The organism is Solwaraspora sp. WMMB762 (genome assembly GCF_049179115.1).
In the GTDB taxonomy this organism is placed as follows: Bacteria; Actinomycetota; Actinomycetes; order Mycobacteriales; family Micromonosporaceae; genus Micromonospora_E.
The window spans coordinates 3,307,445-3,325,889 of sequence record NZ_JBMHMD010000001.1 but is presented as its reverse complement, the minus strand read 5'-3'; the positions used below and the strand labels follow the sequence as shown (position 1 = coordinate 3,325,889).

Annotated in this window: 18 protein-coding genes and 2 pseudogenes; 14 read left to right on the top strand and 6 right to left on the bottom strand. The window is 71.8% G+C overall.

Going from position 1 to position 18,445, the window contains the following annotated elements:
* Nucleotides 1–8: 8 nt before the first annotated feature.
* Both ACN27J_RS14670 and ACN27J_RS14665 read left to right on the top strand, forming a co-directional pair.
* Nucleotides 9–1,226, top strand: coding sequence for a sensor histidine kinase (locus ACN27J_RS14670; protein ID WP_421366803.1), 1,218 nt, complete (start codon nt 9–11; stop codon nt 1,224–1,226).
* The gene (locus ACN27J_RS14665; RefSeq protein ID WP_421366801.1) at nt 1,223–1,843 is read left to right on the top strand and encodes a response regulator; all 621 of its coding nucleotides are present in this window, start codon (nt 1,223–1,225) and stop codon (nt 1,841–1,843) included. The genes ACN27J_RS14670 and ACN27J_RS14665 overlap by 4 nt, the downstream gene beginning before the upstream one ends.
* A 73-nt stretch (nt 1,844–1,916) precedes the next feature.
* Here ACN27J_RS14665 and ACN27J_RS14660 read toward each other — a convergent pair whose 3' ends face one another.
* Nucleotides 1,917–2,807, bottom strand: coding sequence for an NmrA/HSCARG family protein (locus ACN27J_RS14660; RefSeq protein WP_421366799.1), 891 nt, complete (start codon nt 2,805–2,807; stop codon nt 1,917–1,919).
* An 85-nt stretch (nt 2,808–2,892) separates the two neighbouring features.
* On the opposite strand from ACN27J_RS14660, the gene ACN27J_RS14655 reads away from it, so the two are divergent.
* The gene (locus tag ACN27J_RS14655; RefSeq protein ID WP_421366798.1) at nt 2,893–3,429 is read left to right on the top strand and encodes a TetR/AcrR family transcriptional regulator; all 537 of its coding nucleotides are present in this window, start codon (nt 2,893–2,895) and stop codon (nt 3,427–3,429) included.
* Here the strand turns inward: ACN27J_RS14655 and ACN27J_RS14650 are convergent.
* A pseudogene (locus tag ACN27J_RS14650) lies at nt 3,410–3,915 on the bottom strand (NADAR family protein). The gene ACN27J_RS14655 and the pseudogene ACN27J_RS14650 overlap by 20 nt on opposite strands.
* Nucleotides 3,916–4,005: 90 nt before the next feature.
* Entirely contained in the window at nt 4,006–4,440 is a 435-nt protein-coding gene (locus tag ACN27J_RS14645; RefSeq protein ID WP_421366796.1) for a VOC family protein, read from the bottom strand.
* A gap of 63 nt (nt 4,441–4,503) precedes the next feature.
* Here ACN27J_RS14645 and ACN27J_RS14640 point away from each other — a divergent pair, with 63 nt between their 5' ends.
* Complete coding sequence (locus tag ACN27J_RS14640) at nt 4,504–4,953, top strand: GyrI-like domain-containing protein (RefSeq protein WP_421366795.1); 450 nt, start codon at nt 4,504–4,506, stop codon at nt 4,951–4,953.
* Between the two features lie 51 nt (nt 4,954–5,004).
* Here the strand turns inward: ACN27J_RS14640 and ACN27J_RS14635 are convergent.
* Nucleotides 5,005–5,343, bottom strand: a pseudogene (locus ACN27J_RS14635) (macro domain-containing protein); the annotation flags it as partial.
* Between the two features lie 97 nt (nt 5,344–5,440).
* On the opposite strand from ACN27J_RS14635, the gene ACN27J_RS14630 reads away from it, so the two are divergent.
* From ACN27J_RS14630 to ACN27J_RS14620, 3 genes are read left to right on the top strand one after another with little or no spacing between them, the layout of a single operon-like run.
* A complete protein-coding gene (locus tag ACN27J_RS14630) occupies nt 5,441–5,893 on the top strand; it encodes a GNAT family N-acetyltransferase (protein WP_421366794.1) in 453 nt (150 codons plus the stop codon).
* 40 nt (nt 5,894–5,933) lie between these two features.
* Nucleotides 5,934–6,593: an RNA polymerase sigma factor gene (locus tag ACN27J_RS14625; protein ID WP_421366793.1), complete on the top strand. Its 660-nt coding sequence runs from the start codon at nt 5,934–5,936 to the stop codon at nt 6,591–6,593.
* The gene (locus ACN27J_RS14620) at nt 6,590–7,669 is read left to right on the top strand and encodes a CU044_5270 family protein (RefSeq protein WP_421366791.1); all 1,080 of its coding nucleotides are present in this window, start codon (nt 6,590–6,592) and stop codon (nt 7,667–7,669) included. The genes ACN27J_RS14625 and ACN27J_RS14620 overlap by 4 nt, the downstream gene beginning before the upstream one ends.
* Here ACN27J_RS14620 and ACN27J_RS14615 read toward each other — a convergent pair.
* Nucleotides 7,614–8,636, bottom strand: a complete 1,023-nt coding sequence (locus ACN27J_RS14615) for an AraC family transcriptional regulator (protein ID WP_421366789.1) — start codon at nt 8,634–8,636, stop codon at nt 7,614–7,616. The genes ACN27J_RS14620 and ACN27J_RS14615 overlap by 56 nt on opposite strands.
* An 87-nt stretch (nt 8,637–8,723) precedes the next feature.
* Here ACN27J_RS14615 and ACN27J_RS14610 point away from each other — a divergent pair, with 87 nt between their 5' ends.
* The 4 genes from ACN27J_RS14610 to ACN27J_RS14595 all read left to right on the top strand — a co-directional run bounded on the left by ACN27J_RS14610 (nt 8,724) and on the right by ACN27J_RS14595 (nt 13,499).
* A complete protein-coding gene (locus ACN27J_RS14610; protein ID WP_421372233.1) occupies nt 8,724–9,401 on the top strand; it encodes a class I SAM-dependent methyltransferase in 678 nt (225 codons plus the stop codon).
* A gap of 153 nt (nt 9,402–9,554) precedes the next feature.
* On the top strand, nt 9,555–10,862 hold the full coding sequence (locus ACN27J_RS14605; protein WP_421366788.1) for a CehA/McbA family metallohydrolase: 1,308 nt from the start codon (nt 9,555–9,557) through the stop codon (nt 10,860–10,862).
* An 82-nt stretch (nt 10,863–10,944) separates the two neighbouring features.
* Nucleotides 10,945–11,301, top strand: coding sequence for a PadR family transcriptional regulator (locus tag ACN27J_RS14600; protein WP_278171370.1), 357 nt, complete (start codon nt 10,945–10,947; stop codon nt 11,299–11,301).
* A 5-nt stretch (nt 11,302–11,306) separates the two neighbouring features.
* Nucleotides 11,307–13,499 (top strand): hypothetical protein, encoded by a 2,193-nt coding sequence (locus ACN27J_RS14595; RefSeq protein WP_421366787.1) that lies wholly within the window; start codon nt 11,307–11,309, stop codon nt 13,497–13,499.
* A gap of 274 nt (nt 13,500–13,773) precedes the next feature.
* Here the strand turns inward: ACN27J_RS14595 and ACN27J_RS14590 are convergent, their stop codons facing one another.
* Nucleotides 13,774–14,760: an NAD(P)-dependent alcohol dehydrogenase gene (locus ACN27J_RS14590; protein ID WP_421366786.1), complete on the bottom strand. Its 987-nt coding sequence runs from the start codon at nt 14,758–14,760 to the stop codon at nt 13,774–13,776.
* Nucleotides 14,761–15,012: 252 nt separating this feature from the next.
* Between ACN27J_RS14590 and ACN27J_RS14585 the strand changes: the two genes are divergently transcribed.
* From ACN27J_RS14585 to ACN27J_RS14575, 3 genes are all read left to right on the top strand, one after another.
* A complete protein-coding gene (locus tag ACN27J_RS14585; protein WP_421366785.1) occupies nt 15,013–16,506 on the top strand; it encodes a phospholipase D family protein in 1,494 nt (497 codons plus the stop codon).
* Between the two features lie 101 nt (nt 16,507–16,607).
* Nucleotides 16,608–16,949, top strand: coding sequence for a hypothetical protein (locus ACN27J_RS14580; protein WP_421366784.1), 342 nt, complete (start codon nt 16,608–16,610; stop codon nt 16,947–16,949).
* Nucleotides 16,950–17,269: 320 nt separating this feature from the next.
* Complete coding sequence (locus ACN27J_RS14575) at nt 17,270–18,346, top strand: BMP family lipoprotein (RefSeq protein ID WP_421372232.1); 1,077 nt, start codon at nt 17,270–17,272, stop codon at nt 18,344–18,346.
* Nucleotides 18,347–18,445 lie beyond the last annotated feature (99 nt).

The following is an 18,445-nucleotide window of genomic DNA, read 5'->3' as shown; positions in this document are numbered from 1 at the left end:
GAGCGCCGATGAGCGGTGACGCCGGGCCCGACGGGGACCGCTGGTACGACACGTTGCTCGTCTGGACGCCCTGGCTGCTGCTGCCCGCCTCGACGGTGATCGCCCTGACCCAGCCCGGCCGGACCTGGCGCGACCATGCGATCACCCTGGGCCTGGTCGGGGCGACGGCCGGATGGGTGTACCTGGGACACACCCGGGTGCCGCCGGCCCGCCGCAGGCGGACCCTGCCGATGCTGAGCTACTTCGCCGGGCTGCTCACGCTCAGCGTCGCGCTGATGACCCGGGACGTGATCTTCCTCCTCTTTGCCATCACCGGGTTCTTCCACGCGTACCACCTGCGACCGTGGCCGCTGGGGGCGGCCGGCGTGTTCGGCACATCGATCGTCATCAACACCATGGCGTCCGGTGTGCCGGGCACGACGGTGCCGTCGCTCGGCACGTACCTGGGGGTGATCGTCGTGCAGACCGTGGCGATCAGCGCCGGCATCGTGCTGGCCGAGCGGACCACCGCCCAGCACGAGCAGCGCCGGCAACTGGTCGCCCGGCTGGAGGCGGCGCTGGAGGAGAACGCCGGGCTGCACGCCCAACTGCTCGCTCAGGCCCGCGAGGCCGGCGTGCGCGACGAGCGGCAGCGGATGGCGGGGGAAATCCACGACTCGTTGGCGCAGGGGCTGACCGGCATCATCACCCAGGTGCAGGCGGCGCAACGGGTCTGGCACTCGCCGACCCGGGCGCGTGAGCATGTGGACCGGGCGTTGACGTTGGCCCGGGACGGGCTGGACGAGGCCCGGCGATCGGTGCAGGCGCTGCAGCCGCGGCAGCTGGAGGCCGCCCACCTGCCGGCGGCGCTGGGCGAGCTGGTCGGGTGCTGGGCGGACGACACCGGCCTGGCCGTGCGGTTCGACGTCACCGGCGAGCAGGTCGCGCTGAGCCCGGCGATCGACGTCACGCTGTTGCGGGTCGCCCAGGAGACGCTGCACAACGTGCAGCGACACGCCGACGCGTCCCGGGTGGGGGTTACCCTCTCCTACCTGACCGATGTGGTCCTGCTCGACGTCCGCGACGACGGGCAGGGCATGAACGGTGGCGCGGACCAGGGGTTCGGCCTGCGGAGCATGATGCAGCGGGTCCGTGGCGTGGGAGGCGTGATGGAGATCGAGAGCGCTCCGGGTGAAGGTACGGCGATCAGCGTACGGGTGCCGGCGATCCCCACGGGGGCGGCGTGATCCGCATCCTGATCGCCGACGACCACCCGATCGTCCGCAACGGACTCCGGGGGGCCTTCGCGGATCTGCCCGACATCGAGGTGGTCGGCGAGGCCGCCGACGGCAGGGATGCGGTGACCGAGGCCGTACGGCTGCGGGTCGACGTGGTGCTGATGGACCTGCGGATGCCGCAGATGTCCGGGGTCGAGGCGATCGCCGCCCTCGCCGGGGCCGCGCCCTCGGTACGCGTTCTGGTGCTCACCACGTTCGACAGCGAGACCGACGTGCTGCCTGCGGTCGAGGCGGGTGCCACCGGCTACCTGCTCAAGGACACTCCGCCCGAGGACCTGATCCGGGCCGTCCGGGCCGCCCACCGTGGCGAGTCGGTCCTCGCGCCGTCCGCCGCAGGCCGGCTGATGGGCCGGGTACGCCGGCCGACCGGGTTGGCGCTGAGCAGCCGGGAGCGGGAAGTTCTCCAACTGGTCGCCGACGGTGCCGCCAACCGGGAGGCGGCGAGACTGCTGTTCATCAGCGAGGCGAGCATCAAGACCCATCTGCAGCACATCTACGACAAACTCGGCGTACGGGACCGAGCCGCCGCTGTCGCCGAAGGGTACCGGCGCGGCCTGCTCCGCTAGCCGCCAGGCGGCCGGGCTGCGTCCGTAGCGGATCGGCGCAGCCCGTCCAGCCGGTCCGCCCAGCGGTGCGAGGTCAGGAGAAGGTCCGCCGGGCCCAGGTGTGCAGGTCGGTGGTGGGCAGGCCGAGCGCCTGGGCGATCTCCGGGCGGGCGGGGGAGCCGTTCTCGTTGATCTGCTCGGCGGCGTTGACCGCGAACGGCGGCAGGCCGCGTTCCACCGCTTCCTGCGGGGTGAGGACCGGAGCCGTGATGGTCCGACCGGTGACCTCGCTGAGGATCGCGGCGACCTCGGTCATCGTACGCAGGTCGCTGGCGAGTTCCACGTCCAGACCGTCGAGGGTGCCCGACGTGGTGAAGGCGGTGGCCGCGGCGTGGCCGATGTCGTCGACCGCGACCCAGGCGATGCGGGTGTCCTTCGCGAAGGCGGTGACGATGGTGCCGCTGGACCAGTCACCGAACAGGTAGGACCAGCCGATCAGGTTCTCCATGAAGGTCGCGGGCTTGAGGATGGTCCAACGGGCGAAGCCGCCGGTGCGCACGAGTTCGTCGACGGCCGCCTTGCTCTCCCAGTAGTGCCGTTCCCAGCGTCCCTCGGCCCAGCCGGGCTGGTTGCGGTGGAAGTCGCCGGCGCCGGCGACGCTGCTGTGGACGAACTGTGCCACGCCCGCCTTGCGGGCGGCCTCGACGACGTTGCGGCCCCGGCGGAGCTCAGCGTCGCCCTGCAGATCGGTGACGTCGGGGTACGGGATGGAGAAGACGCCGTCGGCTCCGGTGGTGGCGGCGAGCAGCGAGGCGGGGTCGTCCAGGTCGCCCCGGACCAGCTCGGCTCCCCGGTCCCGCAGGGCCCGCGCGGCGTCGGAACTGGTGTCGCGGACCAGGGCGCGCACCGCGACACCTCGGTCGAGCAGGGCCCGGGCGGTGGCCCCGCCCTGCTTGCCGGTCGCGCCGATGACAAGGACGGTCATGCTTCCTCCTGGATAAGTGGGGTGGTGCCCCGTTTCCTGTCGGCTACGATATGGGGGGACACCCCACTTCTCCAAATGGCAGACGATGAGAGCTGACGCACAACGCAACCGCGCCCTGATCGTCGCGGCGGCCAGCGAAGCGGTCGCCCGCGACGGCGCGTACGCCTCCCTGGAGGAGATCGCCCGCGTCGCCGGCGTGGGCTCGGCGACCCTGCACCGGCACTTCCCGTCCCGATGGGCGTTGCTGCAGGCGGTCTTCCACGACCGGGTCGAAACGCTGTGTGACCGTGCCGCAGAGTTGACGGCCGGGCCGGACGCCGGTCAGGCGCTGACGACCTGGCTGTGCGAGCTGGCGGCGTACAACGCGACCACCCGTGGCCTGGTCGCCTCGCTGCTGCAGGAGCCACCGGAGGACGAGTCCTGCTGCGCGATGCTCGTGGCGGCCGGCGAACCGCTGCGCCGCCGCGCCGTCGACGAGGGCGCGGTACGGCCGGACGTCGCCATGGCCGACCTGGTGACCCTCGTCAACGCGATCGCGCTGGCCACGGAGTCGGCCACCGCCACCGAGGCGCAACGGCTGATGCGTCTCGCCCTGGAGGGAATCAGCCCGACCCGGCGGTGAACCCGTCGACCCGGCCGTGGCTACCGCCGATCTGCTCCCGTAGCGCGTCCCGGACCTGCATCAGGGCGAAGCCGAGCAGGTTGAGGCCGCGCCACCGGGCGGGGTCGGTGGCGGCCGGGTCATCGCGGGTCCGGCCGATGCCCCAGATCCGGTCCATCGGGCTGGCCTCGACCAGCACGCGTTGCCCGGTGGCGAGCAGGTACCCGCGCAGGTCGGGGTGCTGGCTGAACTTGGCCAGGTTCCCGGCGACCACGATCGGGACGCGATGGGCGTTCCACGTCCGCTGGTCGAATCCGGCGACCCGGCCGCCGAGAACCTTGGCGGCGCGGGGATGGGGTGCGACGAGGATCCGGTTGGCGACCACTGGCTGAGGCAACCCGCGCCGACGCTGCCGTCCGCCTCCGGCTGATGGCCCCAGAAGAACAGGAACTTCACCGGGTGGCCGGCGGTCACCAGCTCGGCGACGTCTCGTACCTGTGCCAGCATGGCCGCCAGTGTGCCGCCGAGGTCTCCCCGACGCCATCGATTTGACCGCCGTACGGCCAGCGACGGCAGCGGTCACCTGTCTCCTCCTGCTCAGTCGAGGCAGAACTCGTTGCCCTCGACGTCCTGCATGACCAGGCACGACTCGTTGACGCCGTCGGCGCGCAGCAGTCGTACGCGTACCGCGCCGAGCGCGACCAGCCGGGCGCATTCGGCCTCGAGCGCGGCCACCCGCTCGTCACCCACGAGACCGGTGCCGACCCGTACGTCGAGGTGCAGCCGGTTCTTGACGGTCTTGCCTTCGGGCACGCGCTGGAAGAACAGTCGCGGCCCCACCCCCGTGGGGTCGACGCAGGCGAACGCCGAACCTTGACGATCGGGCGGCAGCGCGCGGTCGAAGTCGCCCCAACTGGCGAACCCCTCCGGGGGCGGCGGTACGACGTACCCCAGCACCTCGCACCAGAAGCGGGCGACACGCTCAGGTTGTGCGCAGTCGAAGGTGACCTGGAACTGCTTGACCGACGCCATCACCTCACTATAGAGCCGGTCCGGCATCATGATCCGGAACCAGAGGGCAGTACGGGAGGCATCATGCAGATAGTCAGCCGGGAGCCGGTCGTCGTGGTCGGACTACCGGTCGTCGCGCCGTTCCAGGACCTGAGCACGCTGGTCCCCGCCGCGTGGCGGCAACTGTTCGACCGGTGCGCGGACCTGCCGCCGTCCGCCGGCGGCACCTTCGCCGAGGCGAGCTACCACCTCGGTGAGGGGCGGTACCACGAGGTCGTCGGGGTGGCGGTGCCACCGCAGACGCCGATCTCCGGTCAGTGGGCAGCCGCCCATGTGCCGGCTGGCGACTGGGCGTACTGCCGGCACAGCGGGCCGGTGGAGCAGATCGGGGAGACCTTCGGCGCCATCGAACAGTGGTTGCGTGAGCAGGGACGAACGGTCGGCGACATGAAGCTCGACCTCGGCTACCGCGCCGACGCCCAGCCGCAGGTGCACGACCTCTACGTGCACGTCCCCGGCTCCGACCCGGCGTAGCCCGGACGAAGTCCGGTGCTGCCAGAAGTACGGGTAGCCCCGTCGTCGTATTCAGCTACCGGCAGTGAGCGCCGACTGGAAATGGGCTGCGGTGGCCTCGTCGAACGCGACGAGTCGGATCCGTTCCACGGCTGTCGGGGTGGCGGTGACGGTCTGAACGGCGATCCGGGCGGCCCGGTCGGCGGGGAAGCCGTAGACGCCGGTGGCGATCGCGGGGAAGGCGACAGTCCGGGCGCCGAGTTCGTCGGCGACCTGCAGGCTGCGCCGGTAGCAGGAGGCGAGGATCTCAGCTTCGCCGTGGCCGCCGCCTTCCCAGATCGGCCCGACGGTGTGGATGACGTGCCGTACCGGCGGGTCCAGGTCGCCGGGAACTCGCCGGTCCGCTCCCGGCCACGGCTGATCGACAAGCCAGATCGGCGGACGGGTGCGGTGGCTGGCGTACCGCTCGACGCCGTGCCGGCCAGCGGCGAGACGCTAGGTTCACCAGGTGATTCTCCGGGAAGCCGTACGTGCCGACCTGCCGGCGATCGTGGCGCTGCTCGCCGACGACGTGCTGGGCAAGGCGCGGGACCTCGCCGCCGTCGACGACGCGTACGAACAGGCGTTCGCCGAGATTGACGCCGACCCGCGCAACCACCTGATCGTCGCGGCCGACGAAGACGACGGATCCGTCGTCGCGTGCCTTCAGATCACCTACATCCCCGGGTTGGGCCGGCACGGGGCAGAACGGGCCCTCGTCGAAGCCGTCCGGGTCCGCTCCGACCGCCGTGGCGAGGGTCTCGGCGGGAGTCTGATGAGGTGGGTGATCGAGCGGGCGCGGGAGCGGGGCTGCGGGTTGGTCCAACTCACCACCGACAAGGCACGGACCGACGCACACCGCTTCTACCGGCGGCTCGGCTTCGTCGCCAGCCACGAAGGCATGAAGCTGCCGCTGCGGTGACCCGCCGGGTGGGAACCCAGACGGTGGTGGCGGACAGACAATGAGCATGACGACGGACCTACGCGCCCGGGCGCGGGCCGGTGACGCCGCCGCCTTCGGCGAGCTGTTCGACCGGTACGCGAAGACGGTGTACAACCACGCGTTCCGGTTGACGGCCGACTGGTCGAGCGCCGAGGACGTGATGTCGACGACGTTCCTGCAGGCCTGGCGGCTGCGGGGGCGCATCGACGCCGACGGTGGCTCGCTGCGGGCCTGGCTGCTCGGCATCGCCACCAACGTGGCCCGCAACGCCCAGCGGGGCAACCGACGCTACCGGGCGGCGGTTGCCACGTTCGCCGCTGCGGAAGCCGCCGGTGGCGGCAGCGTCGCCGACCACGCCGACGACGTCGGCCGCCGCCTCGACGACGACCGCCGACTCGGCCATGTGCTGACCGCGCTCGCATCGCTGCGCCGCCCGGAACGCGAGGTGGTCACCCTCTGCCTGTGGGAGGGGGTGGACTACGCCTCGGCCGCTGCCGCGCTCGGCGTACCGGTCGGCACCGTCCGGTCCCGGCTGTCGCGTGCCCGCCGCAAACTCCGCGACCTGCTCGGCGTACCACCTCAGCTGGGCACCGGGCCGGTGGAACCCGCGCCGCTGCCCGGACAGGTAAGAGGTGACCGCAATCCTGCGGCACGGACCGTCACGGAGGGAATCCGATGAGGACCAACGGAATCCGCCCCGGGGAGACCGGCCGGCAGCCCGACGCGCCGCTTGGGCCACCGGCAGCCCGGGACCTGCCGGCCGGACGTCACCTCTTCCACCGGGAGCGACTGATGACCATGATCGAGCAGGAGCGCCGAGGCATCCCGACACCGGGTGCTGCGGCCGGGCCGGACCGCCGGTGGCGGCTGCCCCGGTTGTCCGTCGCGGTGCCGACCGTCGCGACCGCACTGGCCGGCCTGATCGTCGTCGGCCTGGCGCTGAACCCCGGCGGCGATCCGGCCGGCGATCCGGCCGGCTCGACCGCCGGCCCCGATCAGATGGCCGAAGGGCCGGCCCAGTTCGCCGACCCCGCCGCCGGCACCGCCGAGGGCGCGACCGCGCTGCTCGACGAGATCGCGCTGGTCGCCGCCACCCGGGACACCGGTCCGGTTCGGCCGGACCAGTTCATCTACGTCGAAAGCCAGGTGGCCAACACGTACGAAGCGCACAACGCGGACACCGGCGAAACCCGACTGGTACGCCAGGGACTGCACCAGCGCCAGGTGTGGCTGTCGCCGGACGGCCATCGTGGCTGGCTGATCGACGAGCTGAACGAGCCGGCCGGCATCACCCTCGACAGCGACGTCAGGCACTTCGGCGCGTACGACCGGCTGACAACGTTGCCGACCGATCCGGACGCGCTGCTGGAGTGGATCTACGCCGAGACCCGGGGGCAGGGCAACCACCCGGACCACCAGGCGTTCACCACCATCGGTGACCTGATCGGCGAGCAGTACCCGCCGGCCGAGCTGAGCGCCGCCCTCTACCGGGCGGCGGCGAAGATCCCGGGCGTACTGCTGGTCGACGACGCGACCGACGCGACCGGCCGCAGCGGCGTCGCGGTGGCCCGGGTCGAGGAAGGCACCGGCGTACGCCACGAATGGATCTTCGACCGGGAGGACTACACCTTCCTCGGTTCGCGGTCGGTGTACACCACGGCGGTGCCGGACAGCATCATCCCGGCCGGCACGGTGACGTTCAGCCAGGCGGTGGTGCGGCGGGCCGTTGTCGACGAGTTGAAGCAGTTGCCGTAGCGGAGAAGTCAGTCTGACCGGGTGGCGGGCCCTGCCGTCGGGATCCGGCGGCCCGCCACTGCGCCGGGGTGACCGCGTGTTCGGCCCGGAACCGCTTGATGAAGTAGCTGACGTCCGGGTATCCGACCCGGTGGCTGATCGCGGCCACCGTCAGCGAGGTCTCGGTGAGCAGCACGCGGGCCTGCTGCATGCGCCGCTGGGCGATCCACTGCTGGACGGTACGGCCGGTCCGGCGGCGTACCACGGTGGTGAGGTGACCGGCGGTGAGTGAGAGGGCAGCGGCGACGTCGGCCAGCGAGATCGGCTCGTGGTAGCGCTGCTCGATGAAGTCGAAGACGGCCGCGAGCAGCGGCTCGTCCGAGGCACGCAGCTGGTCGGCGACGCTGGTCGACAGCCGGGCCGCGGCCACCAGCAGCAGGGTCAGGTGGGCGAGCGCGGCGTCCTGATGGCCGTCGCGTCGAGCCCGCAGCTCGTCGTCGAGCGCGGCGAAGCGCCCGGACCAGGCGGCCCGGTCCGGTGGTGGGACGTTGAGCCGCTGCGCCCGGTCGGTGCCCCGGGCAAACGGGAAGAGCAGCGGGTGGGTCCGCCAGGAGGCGTACGCCCCGGTGGTCCCGGGGCGGACCGCGTCGGCGGGGAACCACACCACCCAGCCGTCGATGGCGAGCTGCTCGGGCCGCTCGCCGAACGAGACGACCTGGCCCGGGGCGACGACGAGTAGGTCCCCGTCGGTCAGCGGCCAGGTCCGATCGTCGATGCACACCGTCGCGTCGGCCCGCTCGGCGTAGCAGAGTGCGACGAAATCGTGGGTGTGCGCGTCGGCGGGGATCGCGGCGATGGCCGGCATGCGCTCCTGGACCCGGGCCACCGCTACCGGGGCGACGCCGGGCACCCGGGGGAAGCCGACCATCGGTACGCCCCGCCCCGCGGCACCGACCACGCGGCGAGCCGGCACCAAACTTTGTCGCATCGTTTCCACAACCTCACCGATGCCACGCTGCGATCAGCAACCGATGCTGGAAGCATGACCGAATCTCGTCTGATACCGGAGGGTGACATGACCGGACAGGGCAGCGCCAGTCGTCCCCACCAGCACTACCTGCCCGCGATGGGGCGGCAGTGGTTGCTGCCGCTGTACGACCCGTTCAGCCGGCTCGTCGGCGCGGGGCGGGTGCACCAGCAGTTGCTCGACCGGGCCGAGATCCGGCCCGGCCAGCGTGTGTTGGAGATCGGCTGTGGCACCGGCAACTTGCTGCGGGCGCTGCTGCGCCGGCAGCCGGACGTCGACGCTGTCGGCATCGACCCGGACCAGGGTGCGCTGCGGCTGGCCCGGCGCAAGGCCGCCCGCGCCAAGCTGCCGATCCGCTACGAGGTCGCCTTCGCTGGCGACCTGCCGCTGCCCGACGCCAGCGTCGACCGGGTGTTGTCCGCGTTCATGCTGCACCACCTGGCCGATGAGGAACGGGGCCGCACGCTGCGGGAGGTCCGCCGGGTGCTGCGCCCCGGTGGCCAGTTCCACGTCGTCGACATCGACGGTACGGCCCCGGGCCACGGGTCCGGACGTCTGCACAGCGACCCCCGGGTGGTGGCCAGCCGGCCCGAGCGGGTGCTGGCCGCGCTCGCCGAGGCCGGCCTGATCGGCGGTACGGAGAACGGCCGCAGCCGTGGTCGACTCGGTCGACTGGCCAGCTTCGTCTTCTACCGCGCCACCGGCCCTGCAGAGCACGGCAAATAAGGTCGGCGACGCGGTAGCACCCTGCCCTGGCGCCAAGTGGGTCGCGCCGGCACAGTCGGCGGGTGGGCCCCGTCGGGTGAGACGTGTGGTGTTCGTCTGCCGGACAACTCGGTGCAGCGTGCTGGAAAGACTTATATCGATCTAATGATTGGCATGAGTGGATCACACCCCCACCACTGCCATCACACACCAGACGACCACCAGACGGGCCAGCTGCCGTACGGCCAGATCGACCCCGCCTCGCACCCGGCCGGCGGCCTCGGACGCAGATCAATGCTGGCCGCCGCCGGCGGCATGCTGATGCTCGCCGCCGTCCCCGGCACCGCGCGGGCCGCCACCGCGATGACGGCCGGTGCGACGTCGGCCGGTGCGTCGGCCGTGGCCGCGCCCGGCGCGTCCCGGGCGTCGCGGATCAGCCAGGGGACCACCCTGGTCCACGCCGACCTGCACAACCACACCGTCATGTCCGACGGGGACGGCAGCGCCGACGACGCGTTCGCCTCGATGCGCGAGGCCGGGCTCGACGTCGCCGCGCTCACCGACCACGCGACGATGTTCGCCATCAGCGGGCTCAGCCAGTCCGAGTGGCGGGCCACCGGAGACCTCGCCGACGCGGCCGACGACCCCGGCCAGTTCACCGCGATCCGCGGCTTCGAGTGGTCGCACCCGTTGCAGGGCCACATCAACGTGTGGAACACCTCGGACTTCGCCGACCTGCTGCGGGCCGGCAGCCCCGGCAGCCTCTACCGGTGGCTGGTCGGGCGGCCGGGTGGCCTGGCCAGCTTCAACCACCCGGGCCGGGAGATCGGCCGGTTCGACAACTTCTCGTACGACGCCTCGGCCCGCCCGCAGCTCGTCGGCCTGGAGATGTTCAACCGCACCGACGACTACCTGTTCGAAGGCTGGTCGTCCCGGACGGCCTCGCCGCTGGTGGCCTGCCTCAACGCCGGCTGGCGGCCCGGTCTGACCGGGGTCACCGACGAGCACGGCACCAGCTGGGGCTTCCACGAGGGCAAGGGCCGTAGTGGTCTGTGGGTCGCCGAGAACACCCGTGCGGCGGTGTTCGAGGCGATGGCGGCCCGCCGCTGCTTCGCCACCCGCGTCTCCGGCCTGCGGCTGGACGCGACCGCCAACGGCGTACGGATGGGTGGGGTCATCGGATTGACCTCAGGTGACGTCCGGTTCCAGGTGGACCTGGACCGGGGTGAGGTCTGGGACGGCAAGCCGCTGCGCATCCAGGTGCTGCGCCCCGGGACCTCGGTGCCGACCGTCGTCGACGTCGTCGACACCGTCGCCGGGTCGGTCGCCGACTTCACCGTGCCGCTCGACGTCGCCGACGGCGACTGGGTGGTGCTGCGGGTCTCCGACCCGGAGCTGGCCAATCCGACACCCGGCCCGGCCGGCCACCCGTGCAACGACTTCGGGGTGGCGTACAGCAGTCCGTGGTGGCTGCAACCGTGAACGGCGGCTGCGGAGGCGTCTCGACACAGCCAGGTCGGATCGGGGGATGGACCCTATGTAGCGAAACGAGTATGGTCCATCCATGACCGAACGTGTCCGGGTCACCACCAGCGTGGCCCAGGTGTTGGCGGTGCTGCTCGATGACCCGCAGACTGGCCGGTACGGCCTGGAACTCATGCAGGCCACCGGTCAGCCCAGCGGCACCTTGTATCCGATCCTGGCCCGGCTGCAGGAAGCAGGCTGGCTACGGGCCGACTGGGAGGACATCGACCCCAGCACAGAAGGACGGCCTGCCCGGCGCTACCACCGTCTGACACCGGAGGGGGCGGTGGCGGCCCGCGCCGAGCTCGCGGCCCTGCGGGCGAAACTGCGCCCGCGCGGCGCTGGTGGCACTCGGGCCGCCGACGCCGCGACCTTCACGTCGGCGCCGGGGTGGTGAACGGCGTGTCCCAGCGGATCGCCGATTGGCTGCTGGCCGTGGCGGCACGGCGTTGGCCGGCACACCTGCGCGAGGAGATGAGCCGGGAGTGGGCCGGCGAGCTACACGCACTCGGCCATGAGGAAAGCGTTGTCGCTGCGCTACGGAAGTGGCGGCAGCTTCGCTTCGCGGCCAGTCTCGCGCTCGCCCGCCCACCAGGTGCCGACCCGGCGCCGCTGCCCTGGCTGCGCGGACCGTCGCAGGTACGGGCACACGCGGGATGGTTGTTCCTCGCGCCCCTGTTCAGCCTGGTGCTGGCAATGGCGGCGACGGTCTCCCTGGGGCCGTTGACCGGTTGGCTGCGGTACACGCCTGCCACGGCGATCTCCCTGTTGGCCCTGAACTACGTGGTTCATGTGGCCCTCGCGGCAACGGTCGGCACGCTGCTGGCCCGGCGGCTGCTCCGGCGGCGTGCCGGCCGGGCGCTCGGCGTGGCGGGCTGCGGGTGGGCGACGCTACCGGTGATCGCCGGCCTGCTCGCCGTCGATGTGCTCGCGCGTGCCGTGAACCAGGTCTGGGACGGCGCCTTGTTCGCCGTCGTCGCAGCCCTGTGCCTGTCGGTGCTGCTCCCGCCGGTGGCGGCGGGTGTCGCCGCGCTGTCCCGCCGGGCGCGTCGGGTGTCGGCCACCATCCTGGCCGGGCTCGCCGCTCCTGCCCTGACGCTGGCTACCGCCTACGCCATGGTGCTGCTGGCACCTCAGACACCGGCCGTGGCGGCAGGGCGGCCCTGGTGGTGGCTGGCATACCTCGGCCGAGGGCCCTTACTGTTGTTTTCCTACCACGACCAGGGCGACTCGCTGCCGATCGAGACCGTTCTGCAGGTCCTGCCCGGGCTCGTGTTCATCGCGGTGGTGCTCGCGCTGGCCCACACGGTACGGCTGGCCAGACCGCTCCGCTCTGCCGCGTCCGCAGTGCCGAGCACGTCCGCAGTGCCGACCGCGTCCGCAGCGCCGTCCGCGACTGTGACTCCAGCGATTACCCCGCTGTCCGCGATCGAGCCCGACCAGATCGCAGCCGGCCAGGCCCCGGCCGTCACGGGTGGCCCGTGGTGGCACCGCGTCGCGTTGGCAGGCGCGATCTACTCGGTCCTGGCCTGGGCGGTGACGCTGACCTACCTGACTCCCAACATCGGGGTGCAGAACTCCTGGCCCAGCCGGATAATGCCGGACGGCTCGCTGCTGCCCCCGCAGCCCGCCGGCTGGCCCGGGTGGTCGGGTGAGGAGGAGCGGGTGTGGATGCATGAGCTTCAGCTCTCCGGCATCGTCTGTGCCGCCCTGTGCATGCTCCTCGCCGCCGCCTACCGTGGCCGACCCCTGCTGCCGACGTTGGCCGGTTCGGCCGTACTGCTGGGGGTGAACATGGCGGTGGTGCGCGGCGGCTGGACGACGCCCCGGTTGCTGCCCTGGCTCGCCGCGGGCGGGATCATCCTCGGCATCGCCGTCTGGACGGCCTCGACCAACCCGGCCGTGACCCGGCGGCCACCCCGGCGACCACGCCGGCTCGTCATCACCATCACCGTGCTGGCCGCGTTCCTCGTCCCGGGCGGCTTCCTCGCCCGGTTGTACCTGGGGGACAGGCAGGCGCCGCCCGTCCTGCTGCTGGTCGCAGTCGGCCTGCCGACCGTACTCGCCATTGTCGCCGCCATGGGTGTCCTGGCCACGTCCAGTCGCCAGTTGAGCGGGCCGTACTGGCGGCTACCCGCCACCTTCGCACTGCTGACCGCCATCGGTGGTGTCCTCTACTACCAGTACTCTCCCGAGCCCACCCTCTCTGGAGAATGGCTGATGGTCGACTACCTGTCCGTCACGGCGGCACCGGGACTGGCGGTCCCCGTAGCGGCCTGGACGATCGTCGCGATCCGCGGCCGAACTGCCTCCCTGCGACGCCTCGGGCAACGGATGCTCCTCGCCCTGCCGCTGTTCATCGTCGGGATCCTCGCCACGCCCGGCACCGTGACCGTCGGCGTGGTCCTGTCCCTGCTCGTGCTCTTCCCGATGGAGTACGGGCGAGCCTACGACGGTGTGCCGTACCTACCGGGCGCGATCGTCGTCGGTCTGCTGCTCGGATTCATCACCGCAACCCGCCTCGACCGACCTGGACCATCCCCGTCACCAGCCACCCATGACAACCCCGCACCTGTTCAGCTTCCGTCCGGCTGAGCCGCCGACCGGTCCTGACGTCACCACGAGCGGCGGCCGTAACGAAGGGGATCGTCAGGCACGCCCCGGCCGCTCGACACAGCGCCACCTCATCGGGTCGGGGTACCGGTTCGGGTTTGATGCCACAGGTGCATCTTGATGCACCTGTGGCATCAAACCTGCGAAGACACCTTGGGTTCCCGAGCCGCGTGCACGGCGCGTCGCCACTCAGGGCTTGTGCACCGCTGCCACTTCGGTGACAAACACCGATCACGCGGCCGGCCCGAACACCGGCTCACCAAGGCGGGGCGTCGCCGTCCACCACGGTGATCACGACGTTGCCGACCTTGTGCCCGCTGTCGACGTACCGGTGGGCCTCGATGATCTCGGCCAACGGGTAGCTGCGGTCGATGACAACCCGGAGCCGGCCGTCGCCGAGCAGGTCCCGCAGCGCGGCCAGGGCGGCGTGCTTGCGTACCGACATCCCGGTCCGGACCCGCCGGCCGCCGCCGACGGCCGTGCCGGCCGCCAGCAGGTTGTTCGTCATCAGCCCGGTCGTCGGCAGGTAGCAGCCGCGCCGGGCGAGCACCGGCCGGCACCGGGCGAACGAGCTGCGACCGACCGTGTCGAAGACCACGTCGTAGCGTTCGCCGCTGGCGGTGAAATCCTCGGCGGTGTAGTCGAAGACCCGGTGTGCGCCGAGCGAGCCGACCAGTTCGGCGTTGCGGCCGCTGCACACGCCGTGCACCTCGGCACCGAGGTGCTTCGCGAGCTGGACGGCGTACGTGCCGATGCTGCCTGAGGCGCCGACGACCAGCACCTTCTGGCCGGGTCGCAGGCCGGCCAGGTCATGCAGGAAATGCCAGGCGGTGGTGAACCCGTCGACGGTCGCGGCAGCCTGCGGGTACGTCACGTTGGCCGGCATCGTTGTCATCGACGCCCGCTCCGACAGGCACTTGTACTCGGCGTTCGCCCCGACGCCGAAGCCGGTGAAGCCGAGGACCCGGTCGCCGACCCGGAACCGGCTGGCCGCCGGCCCGGTCGCGGTGACCTCGCCGGCGAACTCCAGCCCGAGCACCCGGATCCCCTTGCGGGGGCGCCGCAGACCGATGATCGCCCGGCCCCACCGGGGCTCACCCTGGCGCATCCCGCACTCGGCGGAGGTCACCGTGGTGGCGTGCACCCGGACCAGCACCTGGTCGCCACGGGGTACGGGTGTCGGCAGATCGACCTGGGTGAGCACGTCGGGCGGGCCGTACGCGTCGAACATCACCGCTCGCATGCCGGCGATGATGCTGCAGACGCGCTGTGAGCATGCTGAGGACGGACGGGGCTGCCCCGTCGCCGCAGCGACCGCACCATCGGGGGCAGGTGTCGCCGGCCGCGTTCCGGGGTAGCTGCAAGCCGACCGCGCCGACCGGCCGGAGGGAGGTACGGATGCCGATCGACGACTGGTTCCTCACCCGGGGAGCAGCGCGGCAACCCGGCCTCTGGGTTGCCGGCGTGGTCCGGGAGCAACCAGGTACGCGTACACGTGCACGGGGCCGCGTACTTCGACCGGCTGGTCGAGGTCGTCGCCGCGATGGGCGACGGCGACCAACTGTTCTTCACCGACTGGCGGGGCGACCCCGACCAGCGGCTCCGCCCGGACGGACCGACCGTCGCCGAACTGCTGTCCGCTGCGGTGGGCCGGGGCGTGGCGGTCCGTGGCCTGGTCTGGCGCTCCCACCTCGACGTGCTGATCTACAGCGCGGAGCAGAACCGCAACCTGGCCGAGGAGATCAACGACGACGGTGGCCAGGTGCTGCTCGACCAGCGGGTACGCCGGTTCGGCTCGCACCACCAGAAGCTGGTGGTGGCCCGCCACCCCGGCCGCCCCGAACGGGACGTCGCCTTCGCCGGCGGGATCGACCTGTGTCACAGCCGGCGCGACGACGCCGCCCACCTGGGCGACCCGCAGCCGGTGAGCATGTCGCCCCGGTACGGCGACCGGCCACCCTGGCATGACGTCCAGTTGGAGCTGCGCGGCCCGGTCGTCGCCGCGCTCGACCTGACCTTCCGGGAACGCTGGACCGACCCGACCGCCCTGCGGCGGGGCAACCCGGTCGCGATGCTGCGGGACCGGCTGTCCGGTCGACCGGCCCGGGGCGGGCCGCTGCCGTCACCGCCGGACCCGCCGGCGGCCTGCGGCCCGCACGCCGTGCAGGTGCTGCGTACCTATCCGGCGAAGTCACGGCCCTACCCGTACGCGCCGCACGGCGAGCGTACGGTGGCGCTCGGCTACGCCAAGGCGATCCGCCGGGCCCGCCGGCTGATCTACCTGGAGGACCAGTACATGTGGTCGTCGCAGGTCGCGCAGTTGTTCGCCGACGCCCTGCGGGCCAACCCCGACCTGCATCTGATCGTCGTGGTGCCGCGCCACCCCGACGTGGACGGCCGGCTGGCGCTGCCACCGAACGTGGTCGGCCGGGAACACGCCATCGACGTCTGCCGCCGGGCCGACCCGGACCGGGTGCACGTGTTCGACGTGGAGAACCACGCGGGGACCCCGGTGTACGTGCACGCGAAGGTGTGCGTCGTCGACGACGTCTGGGCCAGTGTCGGCAGCGACAACTTCAACCGCCGGTCCTGGACCCAGGACAGCGAGCTGTCCTGCGCGGTCCTCGACGACACCCGGGATCCGCGTGCCCCGCACGACCCGGCCGGACTGGGCGACCACGCCCGTACCTTCGCCCGTGACCTGCGGCTCACCCTGCTGCGCGAGCATCTGGACCGGGCCCCGGACGGTGGCCAGGACCACGACCTGCTCGACCCGGCCGACACGGTCCGGGCCGTCAGTGCGGCGGCGGACACGCTGGACGCCTGGTACCGCGCCGGCCGCCGGGGGCCGCGTCCGGCCGGGCGGCTGCGCCGGCACGATCCGGCGAAGCTGTCCACGTTCACCCGGGCGTGGGCCACCCCGCCGTACCACCTGTTCTACGACCCCGACGGTCGACCGCGACGGCTGCGCCGCACCGCGACCTGGTGACCTCCGACCGCTACGACCCGGTGACCCCGACCGCAGCGTCAGCGGGGACGCGCCGGACCCGGGGGCGGTCCGGGCGGCCACGGTACGGGAGGATGCTGGTCGTGGAAGCTCTCAGACTCGTACTGCTCTACGCCCACCTGATCGGGTTCGCGTTGCTGCTCGGTGGTGCCGCCGTCCAGTGGTTCAGCGGTCACATCCGGATCAACCCGGCCATGCTCTGGGGTGCGGTCATCCAGGTCGTGACCGGCATCGGGCTGTCCGCGCCGCTGCGCGACGGCGACGAACCGGCCCCGGCGAAACTCGTTACCAAACTGGTGCTCGGGCTCGCCATCCTGGCGATGGTCTTCTTCTCCCGAAAGCGCGAATCGGTCAACAAGGGGCATTTCCTGGCGATCATCGTGCTGACGTTGGTCAACGCCGCCGTAGCCGTCTTCTGGCGCTGACACCGAGCCACCGTACGGCGACCGACCGTGCCGTCACCTGCCCCGGTCACGACCGGGTGAACCGCCGACGACCCGCTGCCGCCCCTTATAGGGTCGGCGGCGGGAGCGACCCTGCGGATCCGGGGGTGATCTCCCGCACGGGAGAGTTACGCGAGGGTAACGGCGGCTCAACAGTCGTGCACGATTGTCGGCCGGTGGACGGGACCGCGCGTACGCTCCCGTCCAAAGTACGTCCGGTCCGACCGGCCGGGTGGGGACGCGATGCCGCGACAGTCTGCGGTGTGCAATGGAAGGAGACCGTCTTGCGCGCTACGCGTGGGATGCGGATCGTCTCGATGTTCGCGGCGGGTGGGCTGGCGCTCACCGCTGCCGCGTGCGGCGAGGCACCCGATAACGAAGGCACGGACGGCACCGGTGGCGAGCCCACCGAGGCGTACAAGGCGTGCATGGTGACCGACGTCGGCGGCATCGACGACCGGTCCTTCAACGCCTCGGCCTGGGCCGGCATCGAGGCGGCGCAGAGCGAGAACGACGCGGTCGACGGAGACTACGTCGCCTCCAGCGCCGAGGCCGACTACGAGCCGAACCTGACCGGCTACGTCAACCAGGACTGCGACTTCATCCTCGCCGTCGGCGGCCTGATGGGCGACGCCACCACCGCGGTCGCCGAGGCCAACCCGGACCAGCAGTTCGGCATCGTCGACGCTCCGACCGGCCTGGCCAACGTCTACCCGATGCAGTTCGACACCGCCCAGGCCGCGTTCCTCGCCGGCTACCTGGCGGCCGGCTTCTCCGAGAGCGGCATCGTCGGCACCTACGGCGGCCTGCCGATCCCGCCAGTGACCATCTTCATGGACGGCTTCGTCGACGGCGTCGCCCACTACAACGAGGTCAAGAGCGCCGACGTGCAGGTGCTGGGCTGGGACAAGGCGTCCCAGAACGGCTCGTTCACCAACGACTTCGTCAAGCAGGACGAGGGCAAGAAGGTCGGCGACAGCCTGGTCGCCCAGGGCGCCGACGTGATCATGCCGGTCGCCGGTGGCGCCGGGCTCGGCACCGCCGCCGCCGCGCAGGCCGCCGGTGGCGCGTACAGCGTCATCTGGGTCGACGTCGACGGCTGCGAAAGCGCCGAGCAGTACTGCGACACCTTCCTGACCACCGTGGTCAAGAACATCCCGGACGCGGTGAAGCAGGCCGTGCTGGCCGGCGCGAACGGCGACGAGCTCAGCCCGGACCCGGGCTACCTGGGCAACCTGGAGAACAACGGCGTCTCGCTGGCCCCGTACAACGAGTTCGAAGACCGCGTCTCCGACGAGCTGAAGGCCGAGGTCGAGCAGCTCAAGGCGGACATCATCGCCGGCACCATCGAGGTCACCTCCGCCGCGCAGCCGGAGTAACCGGCGGCTGGCGCGCCGGGGCTGCCCCGGCGCGCCTCGCGAGCGACACCCCGCCCCTGTCACCGGGGTCCGTAGACCCCGGTGACAGGGGCGGCCTCA

Bases quoted from the DNA above. Each gene is read 5' to 3' on its own strand.
- ACN27J_RS14625 (WP_421366793.1), top strand. From the start codon at position 5,934: ATGAGCATGACGACGGACCTACGCGCCCGGGCGCGGGCCGGTGACGCC.
- ACN27J_RS14655 (WP_421366798.1), top strand. From the start codon at position 2,893: ATGAGAGCTGACGCACAACGCAACCGCGCCCTGATCGTCGCGGCGGCC.
- ACN27J_RS14615 (WP_421366789.1), bottom strand. From the start codon at position 8,636: ATGCGACAAAGTTTGGTGCCGGCTCGCCGCGTGGTCGGTGCCGCGGGG.
- ACN27J_RS14660 (WP_421366799.1), bottom strand. From the start codon at position 2,807: ATGACCGTCCTTGTCATCGGCGCGACCGGCAAGCAGGGCGGGGCCACC.
- ACN27J_RS14600 (WP_278171370.1), top strand. From the start codon at position 10,945: ATGACCGAACGTGTCCGGGTCACCACCAGCGTGGCCCAGGTGTTGGCG.
- ACN27J_RS14640 (WP_421366795.1), top strand. From the start codon at position 4,504: ATGCAGATAGTCAGCCGGGAGCCGGTCGTCGTGGTCGGACTACCGGTC.
- ACN27J_RS14645 (WP_421366796.1), bottom strand. From the start codon at position 4,440: ATGGCGTCGGTCAAGCAGTTCCAGGTCACCTTCGACTGCGCACAACCT.
- ACN27J_RS14575 (WP_421372232.1), top strand. From the start codon at position 17,270: ATGCGGATCGTCTCGATGTTCGCGGCGGGTGGGCTGGCGCTCACCGCT.
- ACN27J_RS14590 (WP_421366786.1), bottom strand. From the start codon at position 14,760: ATGCGAGCGGTGATGTTCGACGCGTACGGCCCGCCCGACGTGCTCACC.
- ACN27J_RS14610 (WP_421372233.1), top strand. From the start codon at position 8,724: ATGACCGGACAGGGCAGCGCCAGTCGTCCCCACCAGCACTACCTGCCC.
- ACN27J_RS14605 (WP_421366788.1), top strand. From the start codon at position 9,555: ATGAGTGGATCACACCCCCACCACTGCCATCACACACCAGACGACCAC.
- ACN27J_RS14670 (WP_421366803.1), top strand. From the start codon at position 9: ATGAGCGGTGACGCCGGGCCCGACGGGGACCGCTGGTACGACACGTTG.
- ACN27J_RS14620 (WP_421366791.1), top strand. From the start codon at position 6,590: ATGAGGACCAACGGAATCCGCCCCGGGGAGACCGGCCGGCAGCCCGAC.